This window comes from Paucibacter sp. JuS9, assembly GCF_044043925.2.
Classification (GTDB): domain Bacteria; phylum Pseudomonadota; class Gammaproteobacteria; order Burkholderiales; family Burkholderiaceae_C; genus JAUASW01.
The window spans coordinates 4,269,775-4,293,950 of the sequence record NZ_CP194172.1; the positions used below are offsets into that span (position 1 = coordinate 4,269,775).

At 68.2% G+C, this 24,176-nt stretch carries 24 protein-coding genes; 21 read left to right on the forward strand and 3 right to left on the reverse strand.

The genetic code is table 11. The features are described from left to right. Nucleotides 1-9 precede the first annotated feature (9 nt). The 5 genes from kdpC (at nucleotide 10) to kdpE (ending at nucleotide 5,940) form a co-directional block, all read left to right on the forward strand. Nucleotides 10-588, forward strand: coding sequence for a potassium-transporting ATPase subunit KdpC (kdpC, locus tag ABT392_RS18980; RefSeq protein WP_395386807.1), 579 nt, complete (start codon nucleotides 10-12; stop codon nucleotides 586-588). 108 nt (nucleotides 589-696) lie between these two features. Next, the gene (locus ABT392_RS18985) at nucleotides 697-1,530 is read left to right on the forward strand and encodes a TorF family putative porin (RefSeq protein ID WP_395384935.1); all 834 of its coding nucleotides are present in this window, start codon (nucleotides 697-699) and stop codon (nucleotides 1,528-1,530) included. Between the two features lie 31 nt (nucleotides 1,531-1,561). Next, complete coding sequence (locus ABT392_RS18990) at nucleotides 1,562-2,536, forward strand: magnesium and cobalt transport protein CorA (protein ID WP_395384934.1); 975 nt, start codon at nucleotides 1,562-1,564, stop codon at nucleotides 2,534-2,536. Nucleotides 2,537-2,543: 7 nt separating this feature from the next. Further along, nucleotides 2,544-5,246, forward strand: a complete 2,703-nt coding sequence (locus tag ABT392_RS18995) for a DUF4118 domain-containing protein (protein ID WP_464970842.1) — start codon at nucleotides 2,544-2,546, stop codon at nucleotides 5,244-5,246. Continuing rightward, entirely contained in the window at nucleotides 5,239-5,940 is a 702-nt protein-coding gene (gene kdpE, locus ABT392_RS19000; RefSeq protein WP_395384932.1) for a two-component system response regulator KdpE, read from the forward strand. The genes ABT392_RS18995 and kdpE overlap by 8 nt, the downstream gene beginning before the upstream one ends. A gap of 18 nt (nucleotides 5,941-5,958) precedes the next feature. Here kdpE and ABT392_RS19005 read toward each other — a convergent pair whose 3' ends face one another. After that, entirely contained in the window at nucleotides 5,959-6,282 is a 324-nt protein-coding gene (locus ABT392_RS19005) for a YnfA family protein (RefSeq protein ID WP_395384931.1), read from the reverse strand. 233 nt (nucleotides 6,283-6,515) lie between these two features. On the opposite strand from ABT392_RS19005, the gene ABT392_RS19010 reads away from it, so the two are divergent. The 7 genes from ABT392_RS19010 to ABT392_RS19040 all read left to right on the forward strand — a co-directional run bounded on the left by ABT392_RS19010 (nucleotide 6,516) and on the right by ABT392_RS19040 (nucleotide 13,129). Beyond that, nucleotides 6,516-7,010, forward strand: coding sequence for a GNAT family N-acetyltransferase (locus ABT392_RS19010; protein WP_395384930.1), 495 nt, complete (start codon nucleotides 6,516-6,518; stop codon nucleotides 7,008-7,010). A 202-nt stretch (nucleotides 7,011-7,212) separates the two neighbouring features. Further along, entirely contained in the window at nucleotides 7,213-8,316 is a 1,104-nt protein-coding gene (locus ABT392_RS19015) for a peptidase C39 family protein (protein ID WP_395384929.1), read from the forward strand. Nucleotide 8,317: 1 nt separating this feature from the next. Then, complete coding sequence (locus tag ABT392_RS19020) at nucleotides 8,318-9,907, forward strand: RimK family protein (protein WP_395384927.1); 1,590 nt, start codon at nucleotides 8,318-8,320, stop codon at nucleotides 9,905-9,907. Between the two features lie 99 nt (nucleotides 9,908-10,006). Beyond that, nucleotides 10,007-10,192: a hypothetical protein gene (locus ABT392_RS19025; protein ID WP_395384926.1), complete on the forward strand. Its 186-nt coding sequence runs from the start codon at nucleotides 10,007-10,009 to the stop codon at nucleotides 10,190-10,192. Between the two features lie 176 nt (nucleotides 10,193-10,368). Next, complete coding sequence (locus ABT392_RS19030; RefSeq protein WP_395384925.1) at nucleotides 10,369-10,764, forward strand: GntR family transcriptional regulator; 396 nt, start codon at nucleotides 10,369-10,371, stop codon at nucleotides 10,762-10,764. A 14-nt stretch (nucleotides 10,765-10,778) separates the two neighbouring features. Continuing rightward, entirely contained in the window at nucleotides 10,779-11,705 is a 927-nt protein-coding gene (locus ABT392_RS19035; RefSeq protein WP_395384924.1) for an ABC transporter ATP-binding protein, read from the forward strand. Continuing rightward, nucleotides 11,702-13,129 carry a hypothetical protein gene (locus tag ABT392_RS19040; protein WP_395384923.1) on the forward strand — a complete coding sequence of 476 codons (1,428 nt, stop codon included), beginning with the start codon at nucleotides 11,702-11,704 and terminating at the stop codon, nucleotides 13,127-13,129. The genes ABT392_RS19035 and ABT392_RS19040 overlap by 4 nt, the downstream gene beginning before the upstream one ends. A 7-nt stretch (nucleotides 13,130-13,136) precedes the next feature. Here the strand turns inward: ABT392_RS19040 and trxC are convergent, their stop codons facing one another. After that, nucleotides 13,137-13,550 carry a thioredoxin TrxC gene (gene trxC, locus ABT392_RS19045; RefSeq protein ID WP_395384922.1) on the reverse strand — a complete coding sequence of 138 codons (414 nt, stop codon included), beginning with the start codon at nucleotides 13,548-13,550 and terminating at the stop codon, nucleotides 13,137-13,139. An 84-nt stretch (nucleotides 13,551-13,634) separates the two neighbouring features. Here trxC and ABT392_RS19050 point away from each other — a divergent pair, with 84 nt between their 5' ends. From ABT392_RS19050 to ABT392_RS19085, 8 genes are all read left to right on the forward strand, one after another. Next, nucleotides 13,635-15,170 carry an ATP-binding protein gene (locus ABT392_RS19050; protein WP_395384921.1) on the forward strand — a complete coding sequence of 512 codons (1,536 nt, stop codon included), beginning with the start codon at nucleotides 13,635-13,637 and terminating at the stop codon, nucleotides 15,168-15,170. Continuing rightward, nucleotides 15,167-15,853, forward strand: a complete 687-nt coding sequence (locus tag ABT392_RS19055) for a response regulator (RefSeq protein WP_395384920.1) — start codon at nucleotides 15,167-15,169, stop codon at nucleotides 15,851-15,853. Before ABT392_RS19050 ends, ABT392_RS19055 begins: the two co-directional genes overlap by 4 nt. Nucleotides 15,854-15,907: 54 nt before the next feature. Continuing rightward, a complete protein-coding gene (locus ABT392_RS19060) occupies nucleotides 15,908-16,435 on the forward strand; it encodes an RNA polymerase sigma factor (RefSeq protein WP_395384919.1) in 528 nt (175 codons plus the stop codon). Further along, nucleotides 16,432-16,998, forward strand: a complete 567-nt coding sequence (locus tag ABT392_RS19065) for a hypothetical protein (protein ID WP_395384918.1) — start codon at nucleotides 16,432-16,434, stop codon at nucleotides 16,996-16,998. Before ABT392_RS19060 ends, ABT392_RS19065 begins: the two co-directional genes overlap by 4 nt. A gap of 19 nt (nucleotides 16,999-17,017) precedes the next feature. Beyond that, nucleotides 17,018-18,649, forward strand: a complete 1,632-nt coding sequence (locus ABT392_RS19070; RefSeq protein WP_395384917.1) for a serine hydrolase domain-containing protein — start codon at nucleotides 17,018-17,020, stop codon at nucleotides 18,647-18,649. A gap of 56 nt (nucleotides 18,650-18,705) precedes the next feature. Then, nucleotides 18,706-20,622 carry a potassium transporter Kup gene (locus tag ABT392_RS19075; RefSeq protein WP_334279699.1) on the forward strand — a complete coding sequence of 639 codons (1,917 nt, stop codon included), beginning with the start codon at nucleotides 18,706-18,708 and terminating at the stop codon, nucleotides 20,620-20,622. A 99-nt stretch (nucleotides 20,623-20,721) separates the two neighbouring features. After that, nucleotides 20,722-21,594 (forward strand): hypothetical protein, encoded by an 873-nt coding sequence (locus ABT392_RS19080; RefSeq protein WP_334279700.1) that lies wholly within the window; start codon nucleotides 20,722-20,724, stop codon nucleotides 21,592-21,594. A 285-nt stretch (nucleotides 21,595-21,879) separates the two neighbouring features. Then, nucleotides 21,880-22,689, forward strand: a complete 810-nt coding sequence (locus ABT392_RS19085) for a ParB N-terminal domain-containing protein (RefSeq protein WP_395384916.1) — start codon at nucleotides 21,880-21,882, stop codon at nucleotides 22,687-22,689. Nucleotides 22,690-22,693: 4 nt separating this feature from the next. Here ABT392_RS19085 and ABT392_RS19090 read toward each other — a convergent pair whose 3' ends face one another. Next, nucleotides 22,694-23,188, reverse strand: coding sequence for a flavin reductase family protein (locus tag ABT392_RS19090; protein ID WP_395384915.1), 495 nt, complete (start codon nucleotides 23,186-23,188; stop codon nucleotides 22,694-22,696). 55 nt (nucleotides 23,189-23,243) lie between these two features. Here ABT392_RS19090 and ABT392_RS19095 point away from each other — a divergent pair, with 55 nt between their 5' ends. Beyond that, nucleotides 23,244-24,170, forward strand: a complete 927-nt coding sequence (locus ABT392_RS19095; RefSeq protein ID WP_334279703.1) for a M48 family metalloprotease — start codon at nucleotides 23,244-23,246, stop codon at nucleotides 24,168-24,170. Nucleotides 24,171-24,176 lie beyond the last annotated feature (6 nt).

The window sequence follows — 24,176 nt, forward strand, 5'->3', positions numbered from 1 at the left end:
TTCATCATGATCAAGACCTATCTCCGTCCCGCCCTCACCACTTTTGTGCTGCTCAGCGCGGTGACCGGCTTTATCTATCCGATGCTGGTCACCGGCGCTGGCCAGGCCCTGTTCCCGCGCCAGGCGGCCGGCTCGCTGATCGAGCAGGGCGGCAAGGCCGTCGGCTCAGAGCTGATTGGCCAGAGCTTCACGGCGCCCAAGTACTTCTGGGGTCGTCCGTCGGCCACGGGCCCGATGTCCAACAACGCCGGCGGGTCCTCGGGCTCCAATCAGGGACCGATCAACCCGGCCCTGGCCGATGCGGTCAAGGGCCGTGTCGGGGCCCTGCGCGCCGCCGACCCGGACAACCAGCTGCCGATTCCGGCCGACCTGGTCACGGCTTCGGCCAGCGGCCTGGACCCGCACATCACGATGGCGGCTGCCCGCTATCAAGTAGCGCGGGTCGCGCGTGCTCGCGGCATGCCGGCCGCCGAGGTGCAGCGCCTGATCGACGCCAACACCGAGGGCCGCGACCTGGCCGTGCTCGGCGAGCCGCGCGTCAACGTCCTGAAGCTCAATCTGGCACTCGACGCGGCCAAGCCCGTCTGAGTCCAAGCACCCCTTTCGGGCGCCTGAAGGCGCCCCGATGAAGCCCCAGGAGCGAGCGTTGAACGGGGGTGGGCTTCATCGCTTTTCACCTTTCGGAACCATCCCATCATGTCCAAGAACCTTTCCCTGATCGCCATTGCCTCCCTGACCATGCTGACCGGCCTGGCCCGCGCCGAGGCCGATAGCCCCGCCGCCGCCGCCACGCCCGAGCACACGCTGACCGGCAACCTGAGCCTCAACAGCGACTACCGCTTCCGCGGCATCAGCCAGACCTGGAAGCTGCCGGCCCTTCAAGGCGGCTTCGACTACAGCCACGCCAGCGGCTTCTACGCCGGCACCTGGGCGTCCAATGTGTCGGGCAACAGCTACAACAACGGCGCCGGCCTGGAGCTGGACCTGTATGGCGGCTGGAAGTTCGCGCTGTCGCAAGACCTGACCCTGGACATCGGCGCCCTGGCCTATGTCTACCCTGGCGCCAAGCTCAACAGCGCCCCCGGCGTGGCCACGAACGAGAAGTACACCAATGTGGACGCCAATGTGGGCCTCACCAGCGGTGCCTTCAACGCCAAGCTGTCGATCGCCGCCACCGACTACTTCGGCCTGAACAGCACGACCGCCGGCTATGCCTATTTCTCCAGCCTGCCGGCACGCGGCGCCTCCAAGGGCACGAGCTACCTGGACCTGAACTACAGCTTCGACCTGGGCAACGGCCTGACGCTCGGCACCCATGTCGGCCGCCTGAGCGTGCGCCACTACAGCGAGCTGTCGTACACCGACTTCAAGCTATCGCTGGCCAAGGAGATCGCCGGCCTGAACTGGACGGGCGCGCTGATCACCACCGATGCCAAGCGCGACTTCTACCAGGCCGGCAACGCCGCCGGCCAGAACGCCAAGAAGCTGGGCAATGCCGGTCTGGTGCTGAGCGTCGGCAAGACGTTCTGATCACGGGCCACCAGGCGGCGAGAATGCAGCAATGCTGATCAACTGCGTGGCGTATGAAGGCGGGCGCAAGCTCGCCGAACTCTTGCCGGAGCGCCCCGAGGAGCTGGCCGCCTGCCTCGAGCGACCGGACTGTTTCATCTGGGTCGCCCTGCGCGACCCGGAGCCGGCCGAGCTGGAGCCCTGGCGGCGCCTGTTCAACCTGCATGAGCTGGCGGTCGAGGACGCGACCCATGGCCACCAGCGGCCCAAGGTCGAGGAGTATGGCGACGCGCTGTTCACCGTCATGCATCTGGTGGACTGGGTCGGGGCCGACATCAGCCAGGGCGAGGTGGCGGTGTTCAGCGGCCCCAACTATGTGCTCTCGGTGCGGCGCGGCAGCAAGCTGCATTTCCTCGGCGTGCGCGAGCGCTGCGAGCGCGAGCCCGAGCTGCTGGCCCACGGGCCCAGCTTCGTGCTGTATGCGCTGATGGACGCCGTGGTCGACCGCTACTTCCCCATCGTCGACCTGCTCGAGATCGAGCTGGAAGCCGTCGAGGCGAGCATCTTCACCCGGGGTGCCCAGCGCGACAACATCGAGCGGCTCTACGAGCTCAAGGGTCGGCTGATGAAGCTGCGCCGCGCCGTTTCGCCGATGCTGGAGATGCTCTCCAAGCTGCATGGCGGGCGGGTGCCGCCGCAATGCGTGCGCACCAGCGACTATTTCCGCGACGTGGCCGACCACCTGGCGCGCATCCATGCGGCCATCGAGTCGGTGCGTGAGACCATCGCCACCGCCATCCAGGCCAATCTGTCCATGGTGGCCATCGACGACAGCGACGTGACCAAGCGCCTGGCGGCCTGGGCCGGCATCTTTGCCGTGGCCACGGCCTTTGCCGGCATCTGGGGCATGAACTTCGAGCACATGCCCGAGCTCAAGCTGCGCTGGGCCTACCCGGCCGCGCTCGGTCTGATCAGCAGCGTCTGCGGCCTGCTGTGGTGGCGCTTCCGCCGCGCCGGCTGGCTCTGAAAAAATGATGGACGACGCAAGACCCGACCCCGACGCCCTGCTGGCCCAGCTTCGCGATGAAGAAGAGGCGGCGGCACGCGGCCGCCTGCGCATCTACTTCGGCTCCTCGGCCGGCGTGGGCAAGACCTACGCCATGCTGCAGGCCGCGCGCAAGCTCAAGGCCGAGGGTGTCGACGTGCTGGCCGGGGTGGTCGTCACGCATGGCCGTGCCGACACGGTGGCGGTGCAGGAGGGCCTGCCGCAACTGCCCTTGAAGCAGGTCGAGTACCGCGGCAAGTCCTTGCCCGAGTTCGACCTGGACGGCGCACTCGCGCGCAAGCCGGCCCTGATCCTCGTGGACGAGCTCGCGCATTCCAATGTGCCCGGCTCGCGGCATCCCAAGCGCTGGCAGGACGTGGAAGAGCTGCTGGCCGCCGGCATCGACGTCTATTCGACGCTGAACGTCCAGCACCTGGAGAGCCTCAACGACGTGGTCGGCGGCATCACCGGCGTGCGCGTGCAGGAGACCCTGCCCGACACCTTCTTCGACCGTGCGGACGAAGTCGTGATGGTCGACACGCCGGCCGACGAGCTGCTGGCGCGCCTGAAGGCGGGCAAGGTCTACATGGGGGCGGCGGCCGAGCGGGCCGCCAACAATTTCTTCCGCAAGGGCAATCTGATGGCCCTGCGCGAGCTGGCCTTGCGCCGCACGGCCGACCGCGTCGAGGACGATGTGCAGGCCTGGCGCAGCAACCAGCGCGTGGCCGAGGTCTGGAAGACCGAGGCCGCCATCCTCTGCGCCATCGGCCCGACACCGGCCGCCGAAAGCGTGGTGCGCAGCGCTGCGCAATTGGCCCAGCAGCTCAATGTCAGCTGGCATGCGGTCTATGTGGAAACGCAGGCCCTGCAGCGCCTGCCCGATGCGCAGCGCGAGCGCATCCTGCGCGTGGTGCGCCTGGCCCATGAACTGGGCGCCAGCACCACCGTGCTGCAGCAGCAGGACCTGGCCGCAGCGCTGTCCGGTCATGCGCGCGAGCACAACCTCTCCAAGCTGGTGCTGGGTCGCAGCGAGCGGGTGGCGGGCTGGAGGCGTTTGTTCACGCCGCCGCCGCTGGCCCAGCAACTGGCCGAGGCGGCGCCCGAGCTCGACCTGATCGCCGTGGCGGCCGCACCGGTGCGCGCAGAAGCCGTGGTCGCGCCGGCCCAGACGGCCGAGCGCCCCTGGGGCCCGCTCCTGCGCCGCCATGGCCTGGCCGCATTGGCCTGCGCCGCGACCACGGCCATCAGCTGGCCGCTGGCGCCGTATTTCGCGCAGGCCAACATCGTCATGCTGTTCCTGCTGGCCGTGGTGGGTGTGGCGCTGGCCCTGGGCCGCGGGCCGGCCGTGCTGGCCAGCTTTCTGAGCGTCGGCCTGTTCGACTTCTTCTTCGTCGAGCCGCGCCTGAGCTTTGCGGTCTCGGATGTCCAGTACCTCTTGACCTTCGCCGTCATGCTGGCCGTGGGCCTGGTCACCGGCCAATTGACCGCCGGCCTGCGCTACCAGGCCCGGGTCGCGGCCGAACGTGAGACGCGTGCCCGCGCCCTGTTCGAGCTGACCAGCGACCTGGCCGGCGCCCTGCAGACCGAGCAGGTGCTGGAGGTGGCCGAGCAGGTGCTGGCGCGCGAGATCAACGGCCAGGCCCTGCTCTATGCGCTGGACCTGCACGACCGCCTGCAGCCCTCGCCGCATCAACCCCCGGCGCTCGAGCAACAGCCCGATGCCGGCACGGCGCGCTGGGCCTTCGACCAGGGCAAACCGGCCGGCCTCACCACCGACACCCTGCCGGGCAGCCCCTGGTACTACCTGCCCCTGATCGCGCCGATGCGCACCCGCGGCGTGCTGGCGCTGCGCCCCAGCTCCAGCCGCAGCGTGATGCAGCCCGAGCTGCGCGCCCAGCTCGAAACCTATGGTCGCATCATTGCCCAGGCGCTGGAGCGGGTGCATTACGTCGAGGTGGCTCAGCAGGCCCTGGTGCAGATCGAGTCGGAGCGGCTGCGCAATTCGTTGCTGTCCGCGCTCTCGCACGACCTGCGCACGCCGCTGGCCGTGGTCTACGGCATGGCGCAGACCCTGGCCGCCACGTCCGGCATGCCGGCCCAGGCGCATGAGCTCTCCTTGACGCTCAGCCAGCAGGCCCAGCGCGTCAGTGCCATGGTCAACAACCTGCTGGACATGGCCCGACTGCAAAGCGGCGCGGTGCGTCTTAACCTGCAATGGCAGCCGCTGGACGAGGTGGTCGGCAGCAGCCTGCAGGCGCTGGAGCAGGTGCTGGCCGGGCACGAGCTGCGGCTGGAGTTGCCCGCCGATCTGCCGCTCCTGCACCTGGACGCTGCGTTGATGGAGCGGGTGCTGGGCAACCTGCTCGAGAACGCCGCCAAGTACACGCCACCCGGCAGCCGCATCACGATTGCCGCGCGTTCCGAGGCAGGCCAGCTGCTGCTGCGCGTGGCCGACAACGGCCCCGGCCTGCCGCCCAATCGCGCCGAAAGTCTGTTCGACAAGTTCACCCGTGGCGAGCGCGAGTCCAGCACGCCGGGCGTGGGCCTGGGCCTGGCGATCTGCCGCGCCATCGTCGAGGCCCATGGCGGGCGCATCTGGGCAGAGGCCGGCGAGGGCGGTGGCGCCGCCTTCCTGATCAGCCTGCCGCTCGGCGAGCCCCCTTTAGTTTCAGAGGCCGAAGACCATGAATGAACCGCAACCGGTGGCTCTGCTCGTCGAGGACGAGCCGAGCATCCGCCGTTTTGTCCGCCTCGCCCTGGAGGCCGAGGGTTGGCAGGTGCATGAAGCCGAAACCGTGCGCCAGGGCCTGGTCGATGCGGGCACGCGCCGGCCCGATCTGGTCATCCTGGACCTGGGCCTGCCCGACGACGACGGCATCAACTACCTCAAGGACCTGCGCGCCTGGTCCGGTGTTCCGGTGATCGTGCTGTCGGCGCGCACCGGTGAGCAGGACAAGATTGCCGCACTCGACGCCGGCGCCGACGACTTCCTCAGCAAACCCTTCGGCATCGGCGAGTTAATGGCGCGGGTGCGTGTGGCGCAGCGGCGCCGCCAGTCGGCCGCCGCGCCGGGCGAGCCGGCCCAGACGCTGTTCCGCTTTGGCAGCGTGGAGATCGACCTGGCGGCGCGCCGCGTCTTGCGCGATGGCGAGCCGGTCCACCTGACCCCGACCGAGTACCGGCTCTTGACCCACCTGATCGCCAATGCCGGCAAGGTCCTCACACATCGCCAGCTGCTCAAGGCCGTGTGGGGGCCTTCGCATGCCGATGACAGCCACTACCTGCGCGTCTACATGGGCAATCTGCGCCAGAAGCTCGAACTCGAGCCCGCGCGTCCCAAGCATCTTCTGACCGAGACGGCTGTCGGCTACCGACTGATGCCCTGAGGACAATTCGCCTTCAGGCTAGCGCGTCGCCGGCTGGAACATGATGAGGGCCATGCCACACAAGGCAACCGCCACGCCGGCGCAGTCCCACAGCGTCGGTTTGACTCCGTCGACAGCCCACAGCCAGGCGAGCGCCACGCCGATATAGACACCGCCATAGGCGGCGTAGACCCGGCCCGCCGCCGCCGCGTGCTGCGTCAGCAGCCAGGCGAAAAGGGCGAGGCTCAAGGCCGCTGGAATCAGCAGCAGGACGGAGCGGCCCTGCTTGAGCCAGAGGTAGGGCAGGTAGCAGCCGACGATCTCCGCCAGTGCCGTGGCGACAAAGAGCAGCAGGGTTTTCATCGCGCCATTGTCCTTGCCTGCCAGCCCTCCTGCCCGGGTCAGGCGGCATTCGTTGCGAATCGCTGATGCCTTCTATACGCGCTGCCCCAAGAGATTAACGGCGATTTGACGGGCCCAGGGACATGATGCCGGCCATCCGTGGCAACGCTTGAACCAACAACATGGTGAAACCAGTCGCTGTCCTCCAACGTAAGACCTCATGGCAGCCTAGTCGTGCCTGTTTGCAGTTCATCATGCCGATCACATTGATTCCCATGGCGCTTGCCGATGTTGAGAACTTCAGGGAATGCATGGACGCCGTCGCACGCGAGCGCAGCTATATCGCCATCACCGAGGCGCCCGCTGTCCACCAGCTGCAGAGCCAGTTCCGCCGGGGGGCCGAGAACGGCGATGTCCACATCATTGCGCGCGATGAGCAGCAGCGCGTGCTGGGCTGGGCCCAGGTGCAGCGCGGCCAGGGGGCAGCGGTTGCGCATCGAGGCGACCTAGGCATGGGCGTGCACCCGGACTGGCGCGGCCAGGGCCTGGGCAAGCGTCTGCTGAGCGCCTGTGTCGGCACGGCAGGCGCCAAGGGCATCAACAGCATCGAGCTCGAAGTGCGCTGCGACAACCGCAGCGCCCTGAACCTGTACCGCTCGCTCGGCTTCACGATGGAATCGGTGGTCCGCGATGCCATGTTCATCGACGGCGTGTTTCACAACGCCTTTCGGATGACGCTGGCCCTCTAGCCGTCGGTGCGCGCACGCCCAGCTCCCAAGATCTTTACAGCGGCCCATCAAACCTTGATGCTGTCTTTGCACGGCCTGGCTTCCAATCATTTGCATGGCCTTGCGGCATGCCCGCCGCAGGCCTTGCCCAATGCCTGACTCTGTTCCCCGACCTCCGAAGTCCCCGCGTTCCCGTGCTGCCAGTGCCGAACCGCTCGGCCCCGTGCGCATAGCCCGTGCCTCGCAGGTCGACCTGGACGCCCTGGCCGAGCTTGAGCAGGCGGCTTTCTCCGGCGACCGCATCTCGCCGCGCAGCTGGCAGCGGCTCATCGCCAGCCGTTCGGCCACCGTCATCGTGGCGCGTGCCGGCAACCCCGACAGCAATCTGCTGGGTGCGGCCGTCGTGCTGCGCCGAGCCAAGAGTTCCGTGGCGCGGCTTTACTCGATCGCCGTCGCCGGCGCAGCGCAGGGGCGCGGCCTGTCGGACCGCCTCCTGGGCGAAGTGGTGCGGACCTCGCGCGACAGCGGGGCTGCCGTGCTGCGGCTCGAAACCCGCGTTGACAACCTTGCCGCGCAACGCCTGTTCCAGCGCCATGGCTTCAGCGCGCTCGACCGCCGCAGCGGCTACTACGAAGACGGCGCCGACGCGCTGCGTTTCCAGAAGTCGCTGTGGGACCGGGGCCGCGCCAGCAAGGCGGTAGCCCTCAAGGCCCCGTTCTACGGCCAGACCCTGGACTTCACCTGCGGCCCCTGTGCCCTGCTGATGGCCATGGCCGCGCTCAACCCGCGCACCGTGCTGGACCGCGCCGCCGAGATCCGCCTGTGGCGCGAGGCCACCACCGTCTTCATGGCCGCCGGCCATGGCGGCTGCGGCCCCTTCGGCCTGGCGCTGGCGGCGGTGCAGCGCGGCTTCGCCGCCACCGTCTATGCGCCGGCCGGACAGGCCATGTTCATCGAGTCGGTGCGCGACCCGCGCAAGAAGGACGTGATCGCCCTGGTCGAGGCGGATTGCCGCGCCGAGCTGGCGGCCACGCAGGCCGAGCTGGTCACGGCGCCGTTGTCGCCGCAGCGCCTGGCCGAGCACCTGCGCCAGGGCGGCGTGCCCCTGGTGCTGATCAGCCTCTGGCGGCTGCATGGCGAGAAGGGCCCGCATTGGGTGGTGGTCACCGGCTTCGATGGCCATGTGTTCCGCATCCTCGATCCGATGGCAGCCCCGCCGCCCGGGTCGGACCCCGGCATCTCGGTCAGCGTTGAAGAGTTCAAGCGCATGGCCCGTTACGGACGGCGCCGCCAGGGCGCTGCCGTCATCATTTCGAAAGGTTCATGACATGGCATCCGGTCACTTGATCGTGGTGGAGCGACTCGCCGACTTCCGCTGGGCCGATGCGGACGCCCGCGTGGTCACGGCCGAGGATTTCATCTCCGAGCACACCGGCGAATCCGCTGACCTGTCGGGGCGGCCCGCGGCCGATGCCGGCAAGCGGCCACGCAAGGTCATCAACCTGTGCCGCAACTACGACTACCTGAGCCTGGGCTACTACTGCTCCTTGCTGGCCGAGGCGCGTGGCGACCGTGTCACGCCCACCGTCGAGACCATCCTCGACCTGCAGCACCGCAGCTCGCAGCAAGCCTCGCTGGCGCGTCTGGACCGGCTGATTGCCGGCCTGGACGAGGTGCCGCGCTCGGTCAACACGCTCAGCTTCCATGTCTTCTTCGGCCATATCGAGGACCCGGAGCTGGCCGACCTGGCACGCAAGGCCTTCGAGCTGTTCCGCTGCCCGCTGCTGCAGATCGAGCTCGAGCGGCCCGACGGCCTGAACGGCTGGAAGACGGCCGCCGTGCGTGCGCTCGATCCGCGCGAAGTGGACGCCTCGCGCGATGCCTTGTTCATGGGTGCGCTCGAGGAGTTCACCCGGCGGCGCTGGACGCCGGCCCTGAGCCAGTACGTGCCCAAGATGGATCTGGCCATCCTGCATGACCCGACCGACCCGTTGCCGCCTTCCAGCCTGGCCACGCTGCAGCACATCGTCGAGGTCGGGCAATCGATGGACATTGCGGTCGAGCTGATCCGCAAGAAGGACTTCTCGCGCCTGACCCAGTTCGATGCGCTGTTCATCCGCGAGACCACGGCGGTGGCGCACCACACCTTCAAGTTTGCCAAGAAGGCCGAGGCCGAGGGCATGCCGGTGATCGACGATCCGGGCTCCATCCTGCGCTGCACCAACAAGGCCTTCCTGGCGGAGCTGCTGCGCGAGCACGATGTGGCAACGCCGCGCACCCGCCTGGTCAGCCGCCGCAGCCTGCCGCGCTTCGAAGACTCGCTCGACTATCCGGTGGTGCTGAAGGTGCCCGACGGTTCGTTCAGCCGCGACGTCAGGAAGGCGCAGGACTTCAAGCAGTTCCAGGAGATCGCCGACGCGATGTTCAAGGAGTCCGAGATCGTGCTGGTGCAGGACTACATGTACACGCCCTACGACTGGCGCGTCGGCGTACTGGGTGGCGAGGCGCTGTTCGTGGCGCGCTACCACATGGTGCGTGACCATTGGCAGATCATCAAGCATGCGGGCGATGGCCCTTCGACGGAAGGTCGCACCGAGGCGGTGGCGCTGCAGGACACGCCGCGCGCCGTGCTCGACACCGCGGTCAAGGCCGCGCGCCTGATCGGCGATGGCTTCTATGGCGTGGACCTGAAGCAGACCGACGCGGGCGTCTTCGTCATCGAGATCAACGACAACCCCAATCTCGACGTGGGCGCCGAAGACAAGGTGCTCGGCGACGAGGTCTACCGACGCCTGCTCGGCCACCTGCTGGCCAAGTTCGAGCAGCGCGGCGCTGCGGTGCCGCATGAGCAGCCCCTGCCCACCGGCTTGCCGGCCAGCAGCAAGCTCGGCAACGTCATCCGGCTCGGCTCGGATTGACGAAATCTTGATGTGCGCACCGCGGGTCTGTTCATGCCTTTGACAGGGCGGTGCCTAGAGTTCACTCACGCAACAGGTCTTGCGCAAGCTGAGGTGAATATGTTGATTCGCAGACAGAACCCCGTCGCCGTGAATGGCGCCCACTCGACGCGCAAGCCGGCGCATCTGGGCAAGTGGGCAGCACCTACCGGGCTGAACCCGAAAGAGGACGCCTGGTGGTCTCGCCGCCTGGCATCGGGCTCGGACTGGATGGACGAGTGGATCAGCAAGCCGACCCGCCGATAGGCCGTCTGCCCCTTCCTGCAGGACTGCAAGCCACACTGCCTGCAACGACCCGGACGAGGTCGGGCAGGGCGTGCATCTTTCCTTCAATGCCTTGGCTCCCCGCCAGGCCATAAAGGCGGGCGGTTGACGGTGGCGTCTACGTGTACTACAGTACTAGTACACCTTGAGACCAGCCCGTGAGCGACCCCAGCCTTTTCCATATCAATACCGGCTCCACCGAGCCGATCTACCGCCAGCTGATCGAGCAGGCGCGGCGGCTGATTGCCGCTGGCCAGCTCAAGGCTGGCCAGGAGATCCCCTCGGTGCGCGAGCTCTCGGCCGCCCTGGCCGTGCACCCGATGACCATCTCCAAGGCCTACAGCCAGCTGGAGGCGGAAGGCTTGTTCGAGCGGCGCCGCGGCCTGTCCATGGTGGTGGCCGCCAGCCATCAGAAAGCCCAGCCAACCACCGAGCGCATCGAACTGCTGCGCCCGACGCTGGAGCGTGCCGCTGCCGAAGCCCGTCAACTGGAACTGCCGCCCGCCCAGGCGCTCAGCCTGTTCAAGCAGATCCTGGCCGAAGAACCGAAGTGAAAGAAGACCGCACCATGAGCACTGCCACCACCCTCTCTTCCAAACTCAGTGTCGGCCTGCATGCCGAGCAGGCGCAGCCCAGCGCCTCGGCCCAGCTGCAAGGCATCCAGGTCAGCTATGGCGCGCAGCAGGTGCTGCGCGGCCTGGACTGGCAGTTGCTGCCGGGGCAGGTGGTGGGCCTCCTGGGCCGCAATGGCGGCGGCAAGACCACCCTGCTGGAAACGCTGCTGGGCCTGCGCGAACCGAACGCCGGCTCGGCGATGCTGTTCGGCCAGCCGGTGGCGGGCCTGGACGACGCGGTGCGTGCCCGCATCGGCTATGTGCCGCAGCAGGCCGATCTGTTCGAATGGCTGACACCGGCCCAGCTGCTGGCCTATTTCAGAAGCTTCTACCCGCGCTGGAACGAGGCCAAGGTCGAGGGCCTGATGTCGCGCTGGGACATCGCTCGCGACAAGCCCATCGCCAAGCTTTCCGGCGGCCAGAAGCAGCGCTTGTCCATCATCCGCGCGCTGGCCCATGAGCCCGACCTGCTGGTGCTGGACGAGCCGGTGGCCAGCCTCGACCCCGCTGGCCGCCGCGACTTCCTGCGCGAGCTGGTCGAGCAGGTGATCGACCGCGGCACGACGGTCGTGTTCTCCACCCACATCCTCTCCGACCTGGAACGTGTGGCCTTCAACATCGCCTTCCTGAGCCAGGGCCGCATCGCCCTGCAGGCGCCGCTGGATGAGCTGCTGGAGACCTGCCGCCTGGTGACCGGCCCGAGCAGCCAGCTGCAGCCGCTCTTGCAGCAAGCGGGCGTGACACGCCTCTCGGCCCAGGCGCTGGACGGCGGCCGCGAGCGCTGGCTCGTGCGCTTCAGCGCAGGCCAACCCGAGCTGCAGCCCGCGCTCGTGAGCCAGGCGCCCACGCTGGAAGACCTGTTCATGGAGCTGACGCAATGACGGCCGCTGCCTACAAGCCGATCCTGGTCCACGGGTTCCAGCAGCGCAGCAACGACCAGGGCTGGCGCGTGCTGGTCATCGTGGCGGTGCTGCTGCTGATCCCGACCCTGGGGCTGATGATCTGGGGCAGCCCCAAGGCTGCTCGCTTCATGGGCGGCAATCTGCCCCTGCTGGTCGCGGTCAGCTACTGGGGCGGCCTGGTCGTCAACCTGGTGCTGCAGAACCAGCCGAACGCTGCCCGCCTGGTCCCCGGCCATCTGGCGCGCTTGCGCCATGTGCTGGTGGCGGGCTGGTTGCTGTCCAGCCTGCTGGTGATGATGTCGCTGATGATCATGGGCCTGCCCCTGGTGCCGGCCTGGCTGATTGCGGCCTGGAGCGTGGCCGCGCTGGGCCTGCTGATGCGCTGGCCGCTGGGCTGGGCCTTGCTCTCCGTGCTGCCTTTCGTGGGTATCTGGCTGTTTCGCAACGGTCTGTGGGCCGAAGCCGCCGAGCTGATGCGGAGCCGACCGGCGCTGTGCGCGCTGATCAGCCTGCTGCTCCCGCCGCTGCCACTGCTCCAGGTCTTGGGCGAGGGTGGCCGCGAGCACCGCTCCAGCTACGCCCGGGCCGAGCGCTGGCGCGAGTACGCGCGCCAAGGCGCGGGCGCGCAGGGCTGGGACAGCAGCAAGCTGCCGGCACCGTTGTCCTGGTTCGGCCTGCTGACGAACGGCCCCTATCGCCGGCAGCTGCGCCAGCTCAGCCAGCGCAGCGATGCAGCCAGTGTCGATGCGCGCCTGATGCTGGGCCTGGGCCCGGCCACGCACTGGACGGCGCAGGTCAGCGGTGCAGTGATCTTCGGCGCCATCTTCGGCCTGGTCTGCATGTGCAGCATCTGGATCCCGGTCCCCTTCGTCGAGTTCATGCGCGCCGGCAGCTTCGGCCTGACCATCGGCCTGATGAGCGCGCTGCTGGGCCCTCTGACCGGACTGGGCCGCACCCTGGTAAAGACGCGCAACGAGCAGCGCCTGCTGGTGCTGCTGCCGGGCGTGCCGCGCGGCGCCGCACTGAACCGCATGCTGGCGCGTCGCTGGCTGGTGCAATTCGGTCTGACCTGGCTGCTCGGCCTGGTCGTGGCGGTGGCGGTGATGGGCTTCAGCGGCGCGCCGATGGAGCTGCTGGGGCCCTTCCTGCTGGCCTACCTGTTGCCGGTGGCCATGATCTGGCGCGACTGGGCGCGTCTGCCCAGCAACGGCCAGGGCTCGGTGCTGCTGGTCTTCGGCGTGATCGTGAGCGCCTTGCTGGGCTTTGCGCTCTACAAGTGGGCGGGCGTGCCGCTGTGGCTGTACGGCTCGCTGCAACTGGCGCTGGCCCTGGGGCTGGGCGCCCGACGCTGGCGCGCGCAGATCGCCGCGCCGCAGGCGCTGCCGGTGGGGCGCCTGGCCTGAGGCCGGACTACTTGATCCAGCCGATGATCTGCGAGGCCTGCAGCGCACCTGAGAGGCGCTGCAACTCCTGGCCGGCGCGGAACTGGATCAGCGTGGGGATGCTGCGGATGGCGAACCTCTGTGAGAGCCGCGGCGCCTCGTCACTGTTCACCTTGACCAGCAGGGCCCGGCCCTTGAGCCGGCGCGCGGCTTCCTCGAACTGCGGCGCCATCATGCGGCAGGGCCCGCACCAGGGCGCCCAGAAGTCCACCAGCACCGGCAGCTCGCTGCCCGCCACCACGGCATCGAATGTGGACTCGTCCAGCACCATCACTTCGCCGCTGAGCAGGGCGCGGCCGCAGCGTCCGCAGACGGGGTCGTGGCTGGCGCGCTCGTCGGGCACGCGGTTCTTGGTCTGGCAGTGAGTGCAGGTGATCAGCATGATGAGCTTTCACCTGGGGGCGGGCCGCCACAGTTCAAGCACTCCTGATGATTTCCTGATGCGGGGCCTGCTACCGTGCCGGCCATGACTCCGAACAAGCGCAAGTTCCGCCAGGCGGCCGCCGCTCTGGGCGTCTGGCTGCTCGGCGCGCTGGCCATGTGGGCGCTCGACGGGCGGGTCGATCTGGCCAACCTGTCGATGGTGCTGGTCATGTCGGCGGCGCTGGCCTCGCTGTGGCAGCCTGTGCCTGCGTCGATGCTCAGCAGCCTGCTGGCGGTGATGCTCTTCAACTGGTGCTTCGTGCCGCCGCGCGGCAGCTTTGCCATCGACCTGCGCCAGCATGCCTTGCTGCTGGCTTCCATGCTTGCCTTGAGCTGGATCTCGTCCATCCTGCTGGCGCGGCTGCGCTGGCAGGCGGACTCGGCGCGCCGCCATGCCGCCCAGGCCGAGGCCTTGCGTCGTCTCGCCGACCGGCTGCGCGATACGGCCCAGCCGGCCGAGGCCGCGCCGCTGCTGGCCGAGGCGCTGCAGCCGCTCAGCAGCGCTCCGGTGCAGTTGCTCTATCTGTTCGACCGTCTGCCGGCCACGAATGACGATGAAGCCGCCCTGATCCACGGCCAGCCCGACGCCGATGCGCATGACGGCCTCTGGGCCTGCCTGCGCGCCGGCCAGGCTTTTGGCCCCGGCACCGGCCGCTATGAAGAACTGTCGGCCTGGTACCTGCCGATGCGCGGCCGCAAGACCAGCTTTGGCGCCGCGCGCATCACCCTGCCCAGCGCCAGCGACACCGGCCAGCGCGAGCAGGCGCAGGCGCTGTGCGACCTGATGGGTCAGGCCCTGGAGCGCCGCGCCACCGAGCGCGCGACCCAGCGGGCGCACGACGAAGCCGAGGGCCAGGCCACCCGCAATGCCTTGCTGGCCGCGATCTCGCATGACTACCGCACGCCGCTGGCCACCATCCTCGGTGCCGCCTCGGCCTTGCAGGAGCAGGGCGACAAGCTGAGCAGCGCCCAGCGCCGCCGCCTGCTCGACACCGTGATGGACGAGACGCGCTCCTTGAGCCGCTTCACCGACAACACCTTGCAGCTGGCGCGACTGGACGCACCGGGTGTGCAGCTCAAACTCGACTGGGAATCGGCCGAGGAACTGGTCGGAGCGGTCATGCGCCGCGTGCGCCAGCGCCGAGCGGTCGAACCTGAGGAGGGCGGACCGCGCCTGCGCGCCCGGCTGGAGCCCGAGCTGCCGCTGCTGCGCTGCGATGCCCTGCTGCTCACGCAGCTGCTGGAGAACCTGGTCGACAACGCGCTCAAGTACGCCGGCAGCAGTGGCGTCGAGATCCTGGTGCGGCGCGAAGGTGGCGACAAACTCGTGCTGGCCGTGCGCGATCGCGGCCCCGGCGTGCCGCCGGCCTGGCGCCAGCGCATCTTCGAAGTCTTCCAGCGCGGCCAGGAGCTGGACCGCCAGCGCCCCGACGGCTCGGATGCCCGCGGCGCCGGCGTGGGCCTCGCGGCCTGCCGTGCCATTGCCCGCGCCCATGGCGGTGAGATGCGCTACCGCGCCCGCTCGCATGGCGGCTCGAGCTTTGAATGCTGGTTGCCGGTCGAGGTTCAGCCCACATGAGAGTTTTGTTGGTTGAGGATGACCGCGAACTGCGCACTACCTTGCGGGATGCACTGCAGGTCGAGGGCTATGCGGTGCAGACCGCCGCCAGCCTTTGCGAGGGCCTGGCCCTGCTGACTCACGACCAGGCGCCCGACCTGGTGCTGCTGGACCTGGGCCTGCCGGACGGCGAGGGCGAGCAGCTCCTGGCCGAGCTGCGCCGCAGCAAGGGCACGCCGGTGCTGGTGATCTCGGCCCGCCATGAGGATGGCAGCAAGGTGCGCCTGCTCGATGCCGGCGCCGACGACTACCTGGTCAAGCCCTTCAGCATCGGCGAGCTGCTGGCCCGCATGCGCGTGGCGCTGCGCCATCGCGGCACCTTGCTCAAGCCGGCCATCACCCGCTATGAGCGGGACGGCCTCAAGGTCGACCTGGCGGCGCACCGCGTCGAGCTGAACGGCGTGGAGCAACGACTGACCCCGACCGAGTTCAAGCTGCTGGCCCGCCTGGTGCGCTCCAGCGGCCAGGTGGTCACGCACCGCGCCCTGCTGGCCGATGTCTGGGGCCCCGAGTTCACCGAGCACACGCAGTACCTGCGGCTCTACATGGGCCAGCTGCGGGCCAAGCTGGAGGCCGAACCGGCCGACCCCCAGCGGCTGCTGACCGAACCCGGCGTCGGCTATCGGCTGGTCGAGGCGCTGTAGAAAATCTTTCGGCCGCGCTGTAAGAAGTCGGCCCGCAGCCTCACTACCTGATTCATGAGCGCTTCATCAAGCCCACAAGATCAGCTGTACCGGGAGGCCCTGCAAAGCCATGGGGCCGAGCTGGCCCGCTTTGTCGGCGGCTACGAGCGCGACCCAGCCAGGCGCCAGGAACTGCAACAGGATTTGCAGCTGGCGATCTGGCAGAGCCTGGCCGGCTTTCGCGGCGACTGTTCCTTGCGCACCTGGGTCTACCGGGTGGCGCACAACGTGGGCGCTCGCCATGTGCAGCAGCACGCCGGCCGGGCGCAGCAGATGCTGGCACTGGAAGAGGCCGAGCAGTTGCCCGACGAGCGCCAGGACCCTGGTCAGACCGAGCGTCGCCTCGACCTGCAGCGCATCCTGGCCCTGGTGCACCGCCTGAAACCGCTGGACCGTGAGCTGATGCTGCTCTATCTGGAGGATCTCGACGCCGCCGGCATGGCCGAGATCACCGGACTGTCGGCGCGCAATGTCGCGACCAAGATTCACCGTATCAAGGCCGTGCTGGCAACCCAGCTGGGCTTGAAGAGGAACGCACCATGAGCAGCGAAGACAAGGTGAGCGATCTGTGGAAGTCGCAGCCGCTGCAGCCAATGCAGCCGGTGCCACCGGCCGAGATCCAACAGAGGGCCAGCGCCTTCCAGCAGCGCATCAGGAAGCGCAACCGGCGCGAGTACATCGCCGGCGCGTTGGTGGTGCCGGTGTTCCTCGCCTACGCCTGGATCTTTCCCTACTGGGTGACCAAGGTGGGCGCGCTGCTCACGGTGCTCGGCACGATCGTCGTGATGTGGCAGTTGCACCGCCGCGCCTCTTCTCGCGAGCTGCCCGAAGCGCTGGGCGCCTCGCATGTGGCCTTCCACCGCGCCGAGCTGGTGCGCCAGCGCGATGCCGTTCGTGATGTCTGGCTCTGGTACATCGGCCCCATTGTTCCCGGCTTCGTCGTCTTCATGTGGGGGCGACAGGCCGAGCTGAATGTCCACCATCCGGTGGCCTACCTGATCGCCGCTCTGCTGATGATTGCGATCGCAGTAGTCAACCGTTTTGCCGCCCGCCGCTTCCAGCGCCAGATCGACGAACTCGACGCGCTCAGCAGTTCCGGACACTGACGCCCAAGGAGGAGATGCCATGAAGAAATTGAAGATTCTTGCGGCCGCCGCCAGCCTGCCGCTGCTCTTGCAAGCAGCGCCCCCGCCAGACAGCTCGGCTGCCCTGGAGCAGCGGCTGGCGGCCCGACTCGCAGGCGACCGCACAGGCGCCTGCGTCGTGGCGGCTGTGATCGACAAGGGTCAGGTCTTGCGCGCCCGCTCCTGTGCCGGAACGCGCAGCGACCCGGCTCCCGCGATGGACGCAGCCTTCGAGATCGGCTCGGTCACCAAGACCATGACCGCCTTCCTGGTGGCCGACCTGATCGCACGCGGCCAGTGGTCGCTGGACGATCCCATCGCCAAGCACCTGCCGGCCGGCACCAGCGTGCCGCGCCAGGGCGAGCGCCAGATCCTGGTGCGCGATCTCCTGACCCACAGCGCCGGCCTGCCAGGCTTGCCACCGGGCATGCAGATAGCTGACCCCAGCAGTCCCTATGCCGCACTGACCGAAGCGCAAGTCCTCGCGGCGCTGGGCGAGGTCACGCTGACGCGTCCCATCGGCAGCCAGAGCGAGTACTCGAATTTCGGGATGATGCTGGTCTCGCTGGCCGTGGCGCGCAGCAACGGGGGCGACTTCGAGGCGGCACTGCGCGACAAGCTGTTCAAGCCTCTGGCGATGGAGAGCGCCTTCATCGCCAAGCCGCTCGCCGCCGGGCCCGCGCGCGGCCACCTGCCCAGCGGCAAGCCCACGGCCGCCTGGACGATCACCAGCAATCTGGCCGGCGTCGGCATGGTCAAGGCCACACTGTCCGACATGGAGCGCTTTGCCCTCGCCGAACTGGGTGAAGGTCCGGCTCCGCTGGTGGCCCGGATGCATCAGACGCAGCAGCCCCTGGCCCATGGCTTCGCGATGAACTGGATGCACCGCAAGATCCAGGACCGTGATCTCTTGATGCATGAAGGCGGCACGGGCGGCTTCTCGTCGCTGGTGGCCCTGGACCCGGCTGCGCACCGCGCAGTGGTGCTGCTGTCCGATACCTCATTGGCCGACCTGGGCGGCCTGGGAGACATCGGCTTGTCGCTGCTGGGCCTGAAAGTGCCGGTGCAGCCGCCTCGGCTGGCCATCGCTACGCCGGCCGCCCTGCTCAAGGCCATGGCCGGCGACTACAGGCTCGCTGGCTTGCCCACGCGCATCTGGGCGCAGGACGGCAAGCTGATGTTCCAGGCTCAAGGGCAGGGTGCCTTCGAACTCTTGCATGACAGCCGCGGCGCCTTCTACCCAGCTGAATTCTCGGCCCTGCTGGTGCCCGTGCCGGCCGCTGAGGGCCAGCCGGTCGAGCGCTTTTCCTGGCGCCAGGGCGGCGGCATGGTGGAGGCCGAGCGCATCGGCCTGGCGTCCGCCGTGCCTAGCATCAGCAACCCGGCCTGGCGCGACTGGGCCGGCGAGTTCCAGATCGTGCCGCAGTTCAGTCTCAAGGTCTTCGAGCGCGAGGGCCGGCTGATGGTGCAGGGCACAGGCCAGCCGGCGATTGCCGCCGACGTCGCCGGTGCTGACCGCATCGAGATCAAGGCCGTGGGCGCCGTTGTCGAATTCGAGCGTGATGCCTCTGGCAAGGTGGCAGCGGCCGTGCTGAAGCAGGGCGGCCAGGTCTTGCGCGGCGCGAAGAAGTAGGCGTAGCCCCGGGGGGACTTATGCGTTCCTGATGCCCGCGGCGCGATGCTGCGGGCATGACAAATTCATCTTCACTCCCTGCCCATCCGGGCGCCGCCAAGAGCGGCCTGGCAGCGCTGGCCCTGGGCGCCATCGGCGTGGTCTATGGCGACATCGGCACCAGCCCGCTCTACACCGTCAAGGAAATCTTCCTGCCGGCCACCGGCGTGGCGCTGAACGCGCACAACATCATCGGCGCGGTGTCGGTGATCTTCTGGGCGCTGATGCTGGTCGTCACCCTGAAGTACGTGATCCTGATCCTGCGGGCCGACAACCGCGGCGAAGGCGGTGCCCTGGCACTCACGGCACTGGCCACGCATGCAGTGGCCGGCAAGCCTCGGCTGCGCAAGCTCTTGCTGCTGCTGGGCGTGTTCGGTGCCACCTTGTTCTACGGCGACAGCGTGATCACGCCGGCCATCTCGGTAATGGGCGCCATCGAAGGCCTGGAGGTCGTCACGCCGGCGCTCAAGCCCTTTGTGCTGCCCATCTCGATAGGCATTCTCGCGGGCCTTTTCGTGGTGCAGCGATTCGGCACGGCAGCCGTGGGCAAGGTCTTCGGGCCGGTGATCGTGCTCTGGTTCGGCGTGCTGGGCCTGGTAGGCCTCGTGCACATCCAGCAGCAGCCCGAGGTGCTGGCGGCCCTGAACCCGCTTCATGCCTGGGAGTTCCTGAGCGAACGCGGCTGGAAGCTTTTTGCGGCGCTCGGCGCCATCGTGCTGGCGCTGACTGGCGCCGAGGCGCTCTATGCCGACATGGGGCATTTCGGCGCGAAGCCGATCCGCCTGGCCTGGACTTTCCTTGTCTTCCCGGCGCTGGCCCTGAACTACCTTGGCCAGGGCGCGCTCCTGATCGGCGACCCGGCAGCCATAGAAAACCCCTTCTACCGCTTGTTTCCCGAATCGCTGGTCCTGCCCATGGTGGTGCTGGCCGCGCTGGCCGCAGTGATCGCCTCGCAGGCGGTGATCTCGGGTGCGTATTCGATGACCAAGCAGGCCATCCAGCTGGGCTTCCTGCCGCGCATGGAGGTGCGTGCCACCTCGGCGAGCGAGGCCGGCCAGATCTATGTGCCGGCGGTCAACTGGGCCTTGCTGGTGGGCGTGCTGGCGGCGGTGCTGCTCTTCGGCAGCAGCTCGGCCTTGGCCGGTGCCTATGGCATTGCCGTCACCCTGACGATGCTGATCACCACCATCCTGACCTATGTGGTGGTGAGCGAAGGCTGGCGCCTGCCGCGCTGGGTGGCCATCCCCGCCACGCTGTTCTTCCTCGCAGTCGACCTGCTGCTGGTGGCCGGTTGCGCGATCAAGTTTTTCGATGGCGGCTGGTTCCCCCTGGCCCTGGGTCTCCTGCTCTTCATTGGCATGAGCACCTGGGCGCGCGGCCGCGAGCTGCTGATGGGCAGCATCCGCGCCGAAGGCCTGGCGCTGCAGCCCTTTGTGGAGAACCTGGCCCTGAACATGGCGGAAGGCGACAGTGTCAACAAGGCCCTGCGCACGGCGGTCTATGCCGTGGCCAACCCGGACACCGTGCCACAGGCGCTTCTGCACAACCTCAAGCACAACCAGGTGCTGCACGAGACCAATGTCATCCTGACCGTGCAGTTCGAGGACTGCCCCTGGGTGAGCGAACAGGAGCGGGTCCAGGTCCAGGCCCTGGCGCCATCGTTCTGGCGCGTGACCCTGCATTTCGGCTTCATGGACCGACCCGATGTGCCCAGGGCCCTGGCCCTGTGCGAAGCCAAGGGGCTGCGGGTGCCGGCCTTCGAGACCAGCTACTTCCTGAGCCGCGAGACGGTCGTGCCCACGCAGGGCGCCGGCATGGCGGGCTGGCGCGAGCGCCTGTTTGCAACCATGAGCCGCAATGCCGGCGGCGTGGCCGAGTTCTTCTGCCTGCCGGACAACGCCGTGGTGGAGCTGGGTACACGGGTGCAGATCTAGGCGTCGCTCCGCTGAGCGTCGTGCCCCGGGCCTCGCTCATTGGCCTCGGTTAGCATGGGCAGACTCCGTGCCGACTTCGGCACACTGCCCTGAACCCCTGTGCTCGCAAAGCTCTCCCGCCGCCAACTGCTGGTCTTGACCGGCAGCGGCACATGCGCCCTGGCCATGGCCGAGGGCCGCCTCACCGTGGTGATGCCCGAGGACGTGCTGCGCGACTACCGACTTTTTCTTGACGGGCGGCGTGCCGAATCGCTGCGTGAGTTCGGCGGCCCGCACTCGCGCCGCGATGTGATCGAGGTGGTGCTGTTGCATCAGGCGCTGGCCGCCGGCGGCCAGGACGCCGGGCTGGTGCTGCAGTCGGCTCCGACCTCGGCGCGCCTGCAAAGAGAGATCAGGGCTGGCCATGCCGCCAGCAGTGGCACCTCCTACTGGCGCGGCGACTTCCCGGCCGAAAGCGACGAGCTGCTGTTCAGCCGCGCGGTGCTGGAGGACGGCGAGTTCGAAGCCGGCCTCTACACCGTGGCCAGCAACAGGCGTGCGATGGCGGCGCGCAAGCTCGCCGATGTGCAGGAACTTCGCGCCCTCTGCAACCGCGACTGGCAGGTCGATTGGCAGACGCTCAAGCAGCTGGGCATTCGCGATGTGCAACATGCCGGTAACTGGGAGCTGATGCCGCGCATGCTGGCCAACGACCGGGCGGACTTCCTGCTCGCGCCTTTCCAGGCCACGCCCGACCTGTCGCTGCGCGTCGGCGACTACTCCCTGCTGCCCATACCCGGCATCAAGGTCGCCTTGCGGGGCAGCCGCCACTACCTGCTGTCGGCCCGGCACCCCGATGCGGCTGCACTGAAGGCGCGGCTCGATCTCGGTCTCGAGCGCTTGCGCCGGCTGGGTGTGCTGCGCCGCGCCTATGCCGAATCGGGTTTTTTCAACGCTTCCGTCGCCCACTGGATCACGCTCGGCCAGCCCTAGGCTCGCTCAGACTTCACCGCAGATCCGTGGACGAGGGCGAAGCACCTGTGCGAAAAGGGTGCGGTCAAAAGGGCGGTGTTTCTTGGGCCTGAAGGGCTTGCGAGTGAACCGACGTGGCTGGCTGCGCCGCCTGACGCTGCTGGCGACGTGAGCAGGGCCTCTTGACGGTGGAATGCCGGGCGCTGGACGAAAAAGCAGCTGCAGTTCATCTGCAGCGACGACGGCCAGGGCATGAACGAGGACGAGCGGGCCAGCTATAGTCCCGGCCCTCGCACCGGGATGCCCATGAATATTGTTGTCAACGAAGAGCTGAAGGCCTATATCGAGCCGCTGACCCCCGAGGAACACGAGGCGCTGGAACGCAGCCTCCTGACCGAGGGCTGCCGCGACGCGCTGGTGCTGTGGGGCGAGGTGCTGGTGGACGGTCACAACCGCTATGGCATCTGCCAGAAGCATGGTCTGCCCTTCAACACGGTGCAGAACACGCGCTTCCGCTCGATGGAAGACGTGCACCTGTGGATGATCGACCAGCACCTGGGCCGCCGCAGCGTCTCCGACTTCCAGCGCGGCGTGCTTGCCTTGCGGAAGAAGGAAATCATCGCCGCCCGCCGTGCTGCACTGCTCTCGGGCGACGCACCGGAATCGGATCTGCCTGAACCAGCGGGCGAGCCCGCGCTGCCACCTCCCGCGCCCCTGAACACCCGCGAGGCGATTGCCAAGGCCGCGCGCCTGAGCAGCTCGCAGATGCTGCAGATCGAGAAGATCCAGAAGCAGGCGGCGCCCGAGCTGGTCGAGGCGGTCAAGACCGGCCAGATCTCGCTGGCCGCCGCCGCCGTCGTGGCCTCGCTGCCCGCCGAGGAGCAGCAGGCGGCCGTTGCCGGCGGCAAGGACGAGCTCAAACAGGCCGCCAAGCGGGTGCGCGAAACCAAGAAGCGGGTGACGATCAAGGTTGAGCCGGCTGAAGAGGCGCCAACCGAAGCGGTGGCAGCCGCGGATGAACTGCAGGTCCTGCGCCAGCGCGTGGCCGAGCTGGAGGCCGAGAACGCGCGTCTGAAGCTGGAGTTGGACGCCTTGCAGGGCGCGCCGGCGTTCTAGGCGTTCAGATCGGCAGTTCGGTGTAGTAGCGGCCACCGTGGAAGATCAGCGGCTGCGCGCCTTCGCGACGGCCGCAATGCTCGACCTCGCCGACGAAGATCACGTGGTCGCCCTCCTCGTACTGGCTGCGGTTGGCGCATTCAAACCAGGCGGCCACGCCGTCCAGCACCGGTGCGCCACCGGCGCCGTCGCGAAACTTCAAACCGGCGAAACGGTCGATGTCGCGGGTGGCGAAACGTTGGGCCAGGTCCTTCTGGTCGGCCGCCAGGATGTTGATCGCGTAATGCGAGCCGCGGCTGAACACCGGCATCGAGCCGGCCTGCTTCGCCAGGCTCCAGAGCACCAGGGGCGGCGACAGCGACACCGAGTTGAAGGAGTTGGCGGTCAGGCCCACCAGGCTGCCGTCGGCGGCCCGGGCGGTGATGATGGTGACGCCGGTGGCGAACATGCCCAGGGCGGCACGGAACTTGACGGCATCGGGAACAGGCGACGGCTGCATGGTGACTATTGTCGGGCCTCGGCAATGCCCGGGCTTTGTATCGCAGAATGGGCGCATGTTTGACGACCTTCTCCCCTTCGATCCCGACGCCAATGCCTCCGCGGCGGGAACACCCGTTCACGGCTTTGGCCACTGCAACTGTCGCGCTCGCGGGCGGCGGCTCTTCACGGGCGGGCTGCTCGCCGCGGCGGTGCTGCCTGCCTGGGCCCGCGAGGGCGTGGACGTGGGCAAGAAGAGCTGGGCTGTCGACCTGATACCGGCTGCGCAGGTCGAGCAGGGCGCGGCCCAGCAGTACCAGCAGATGATGGGCCAGGAGGCTGGCAAGCGCGCCTTGCTGCCCCCGGACCATCCGCAGACCCGCCGACTGCGCAGCATTGCCGCACGCATGATTCCCTTTGCGCTGCCCTGGAACGATCGGGCCCAGCAGTGGAAATGGGAAGTCAACCTGGTGGTGAGCCCGCAGCTCAATGCCTTCTGCATGCCGGGCGGCAAGATCGCCTTCTATTACGGCATCCTCGAAAAGCTCAAGCTGAGCGACGATGAGGTGGCCACCATCATGGGCCATGAGATCGCCCACGCCCTGCGCGAACATGCACGCGAACGCATGGCCAAGACCACCGGCACAAGAGTAGGCGCCAATCTGTTGTCAAACCTGCTGGGGCTGGGCAATCTGGGCGATGCTGCGATGCAGGTCGGCGCCAATCTCCTGACCCTGACCTACAGCCGAAGTGACGAGAGCGAGGCCGACCTGGTGGGCATGGAGCTGGCCGCGCGTTCCGGCTACGACCCCGCTGCGGGCGTCAGCCTGTGGGAGAAGATGACCCAGGCCGCCAAGGGCGCACCGCCGCAGTTTCTCTCGACCCATCCATCGAGCAAGACGCGGATCAAGGAAATCCAGCTGAGCCTGCCCAAGGTGCAAGGGCTCTATGAGCGCTCGGCCAAGCCGCCGCAGCGCTTCGAGGTGGCCGGCCCGCTGCGCTGACGCCGA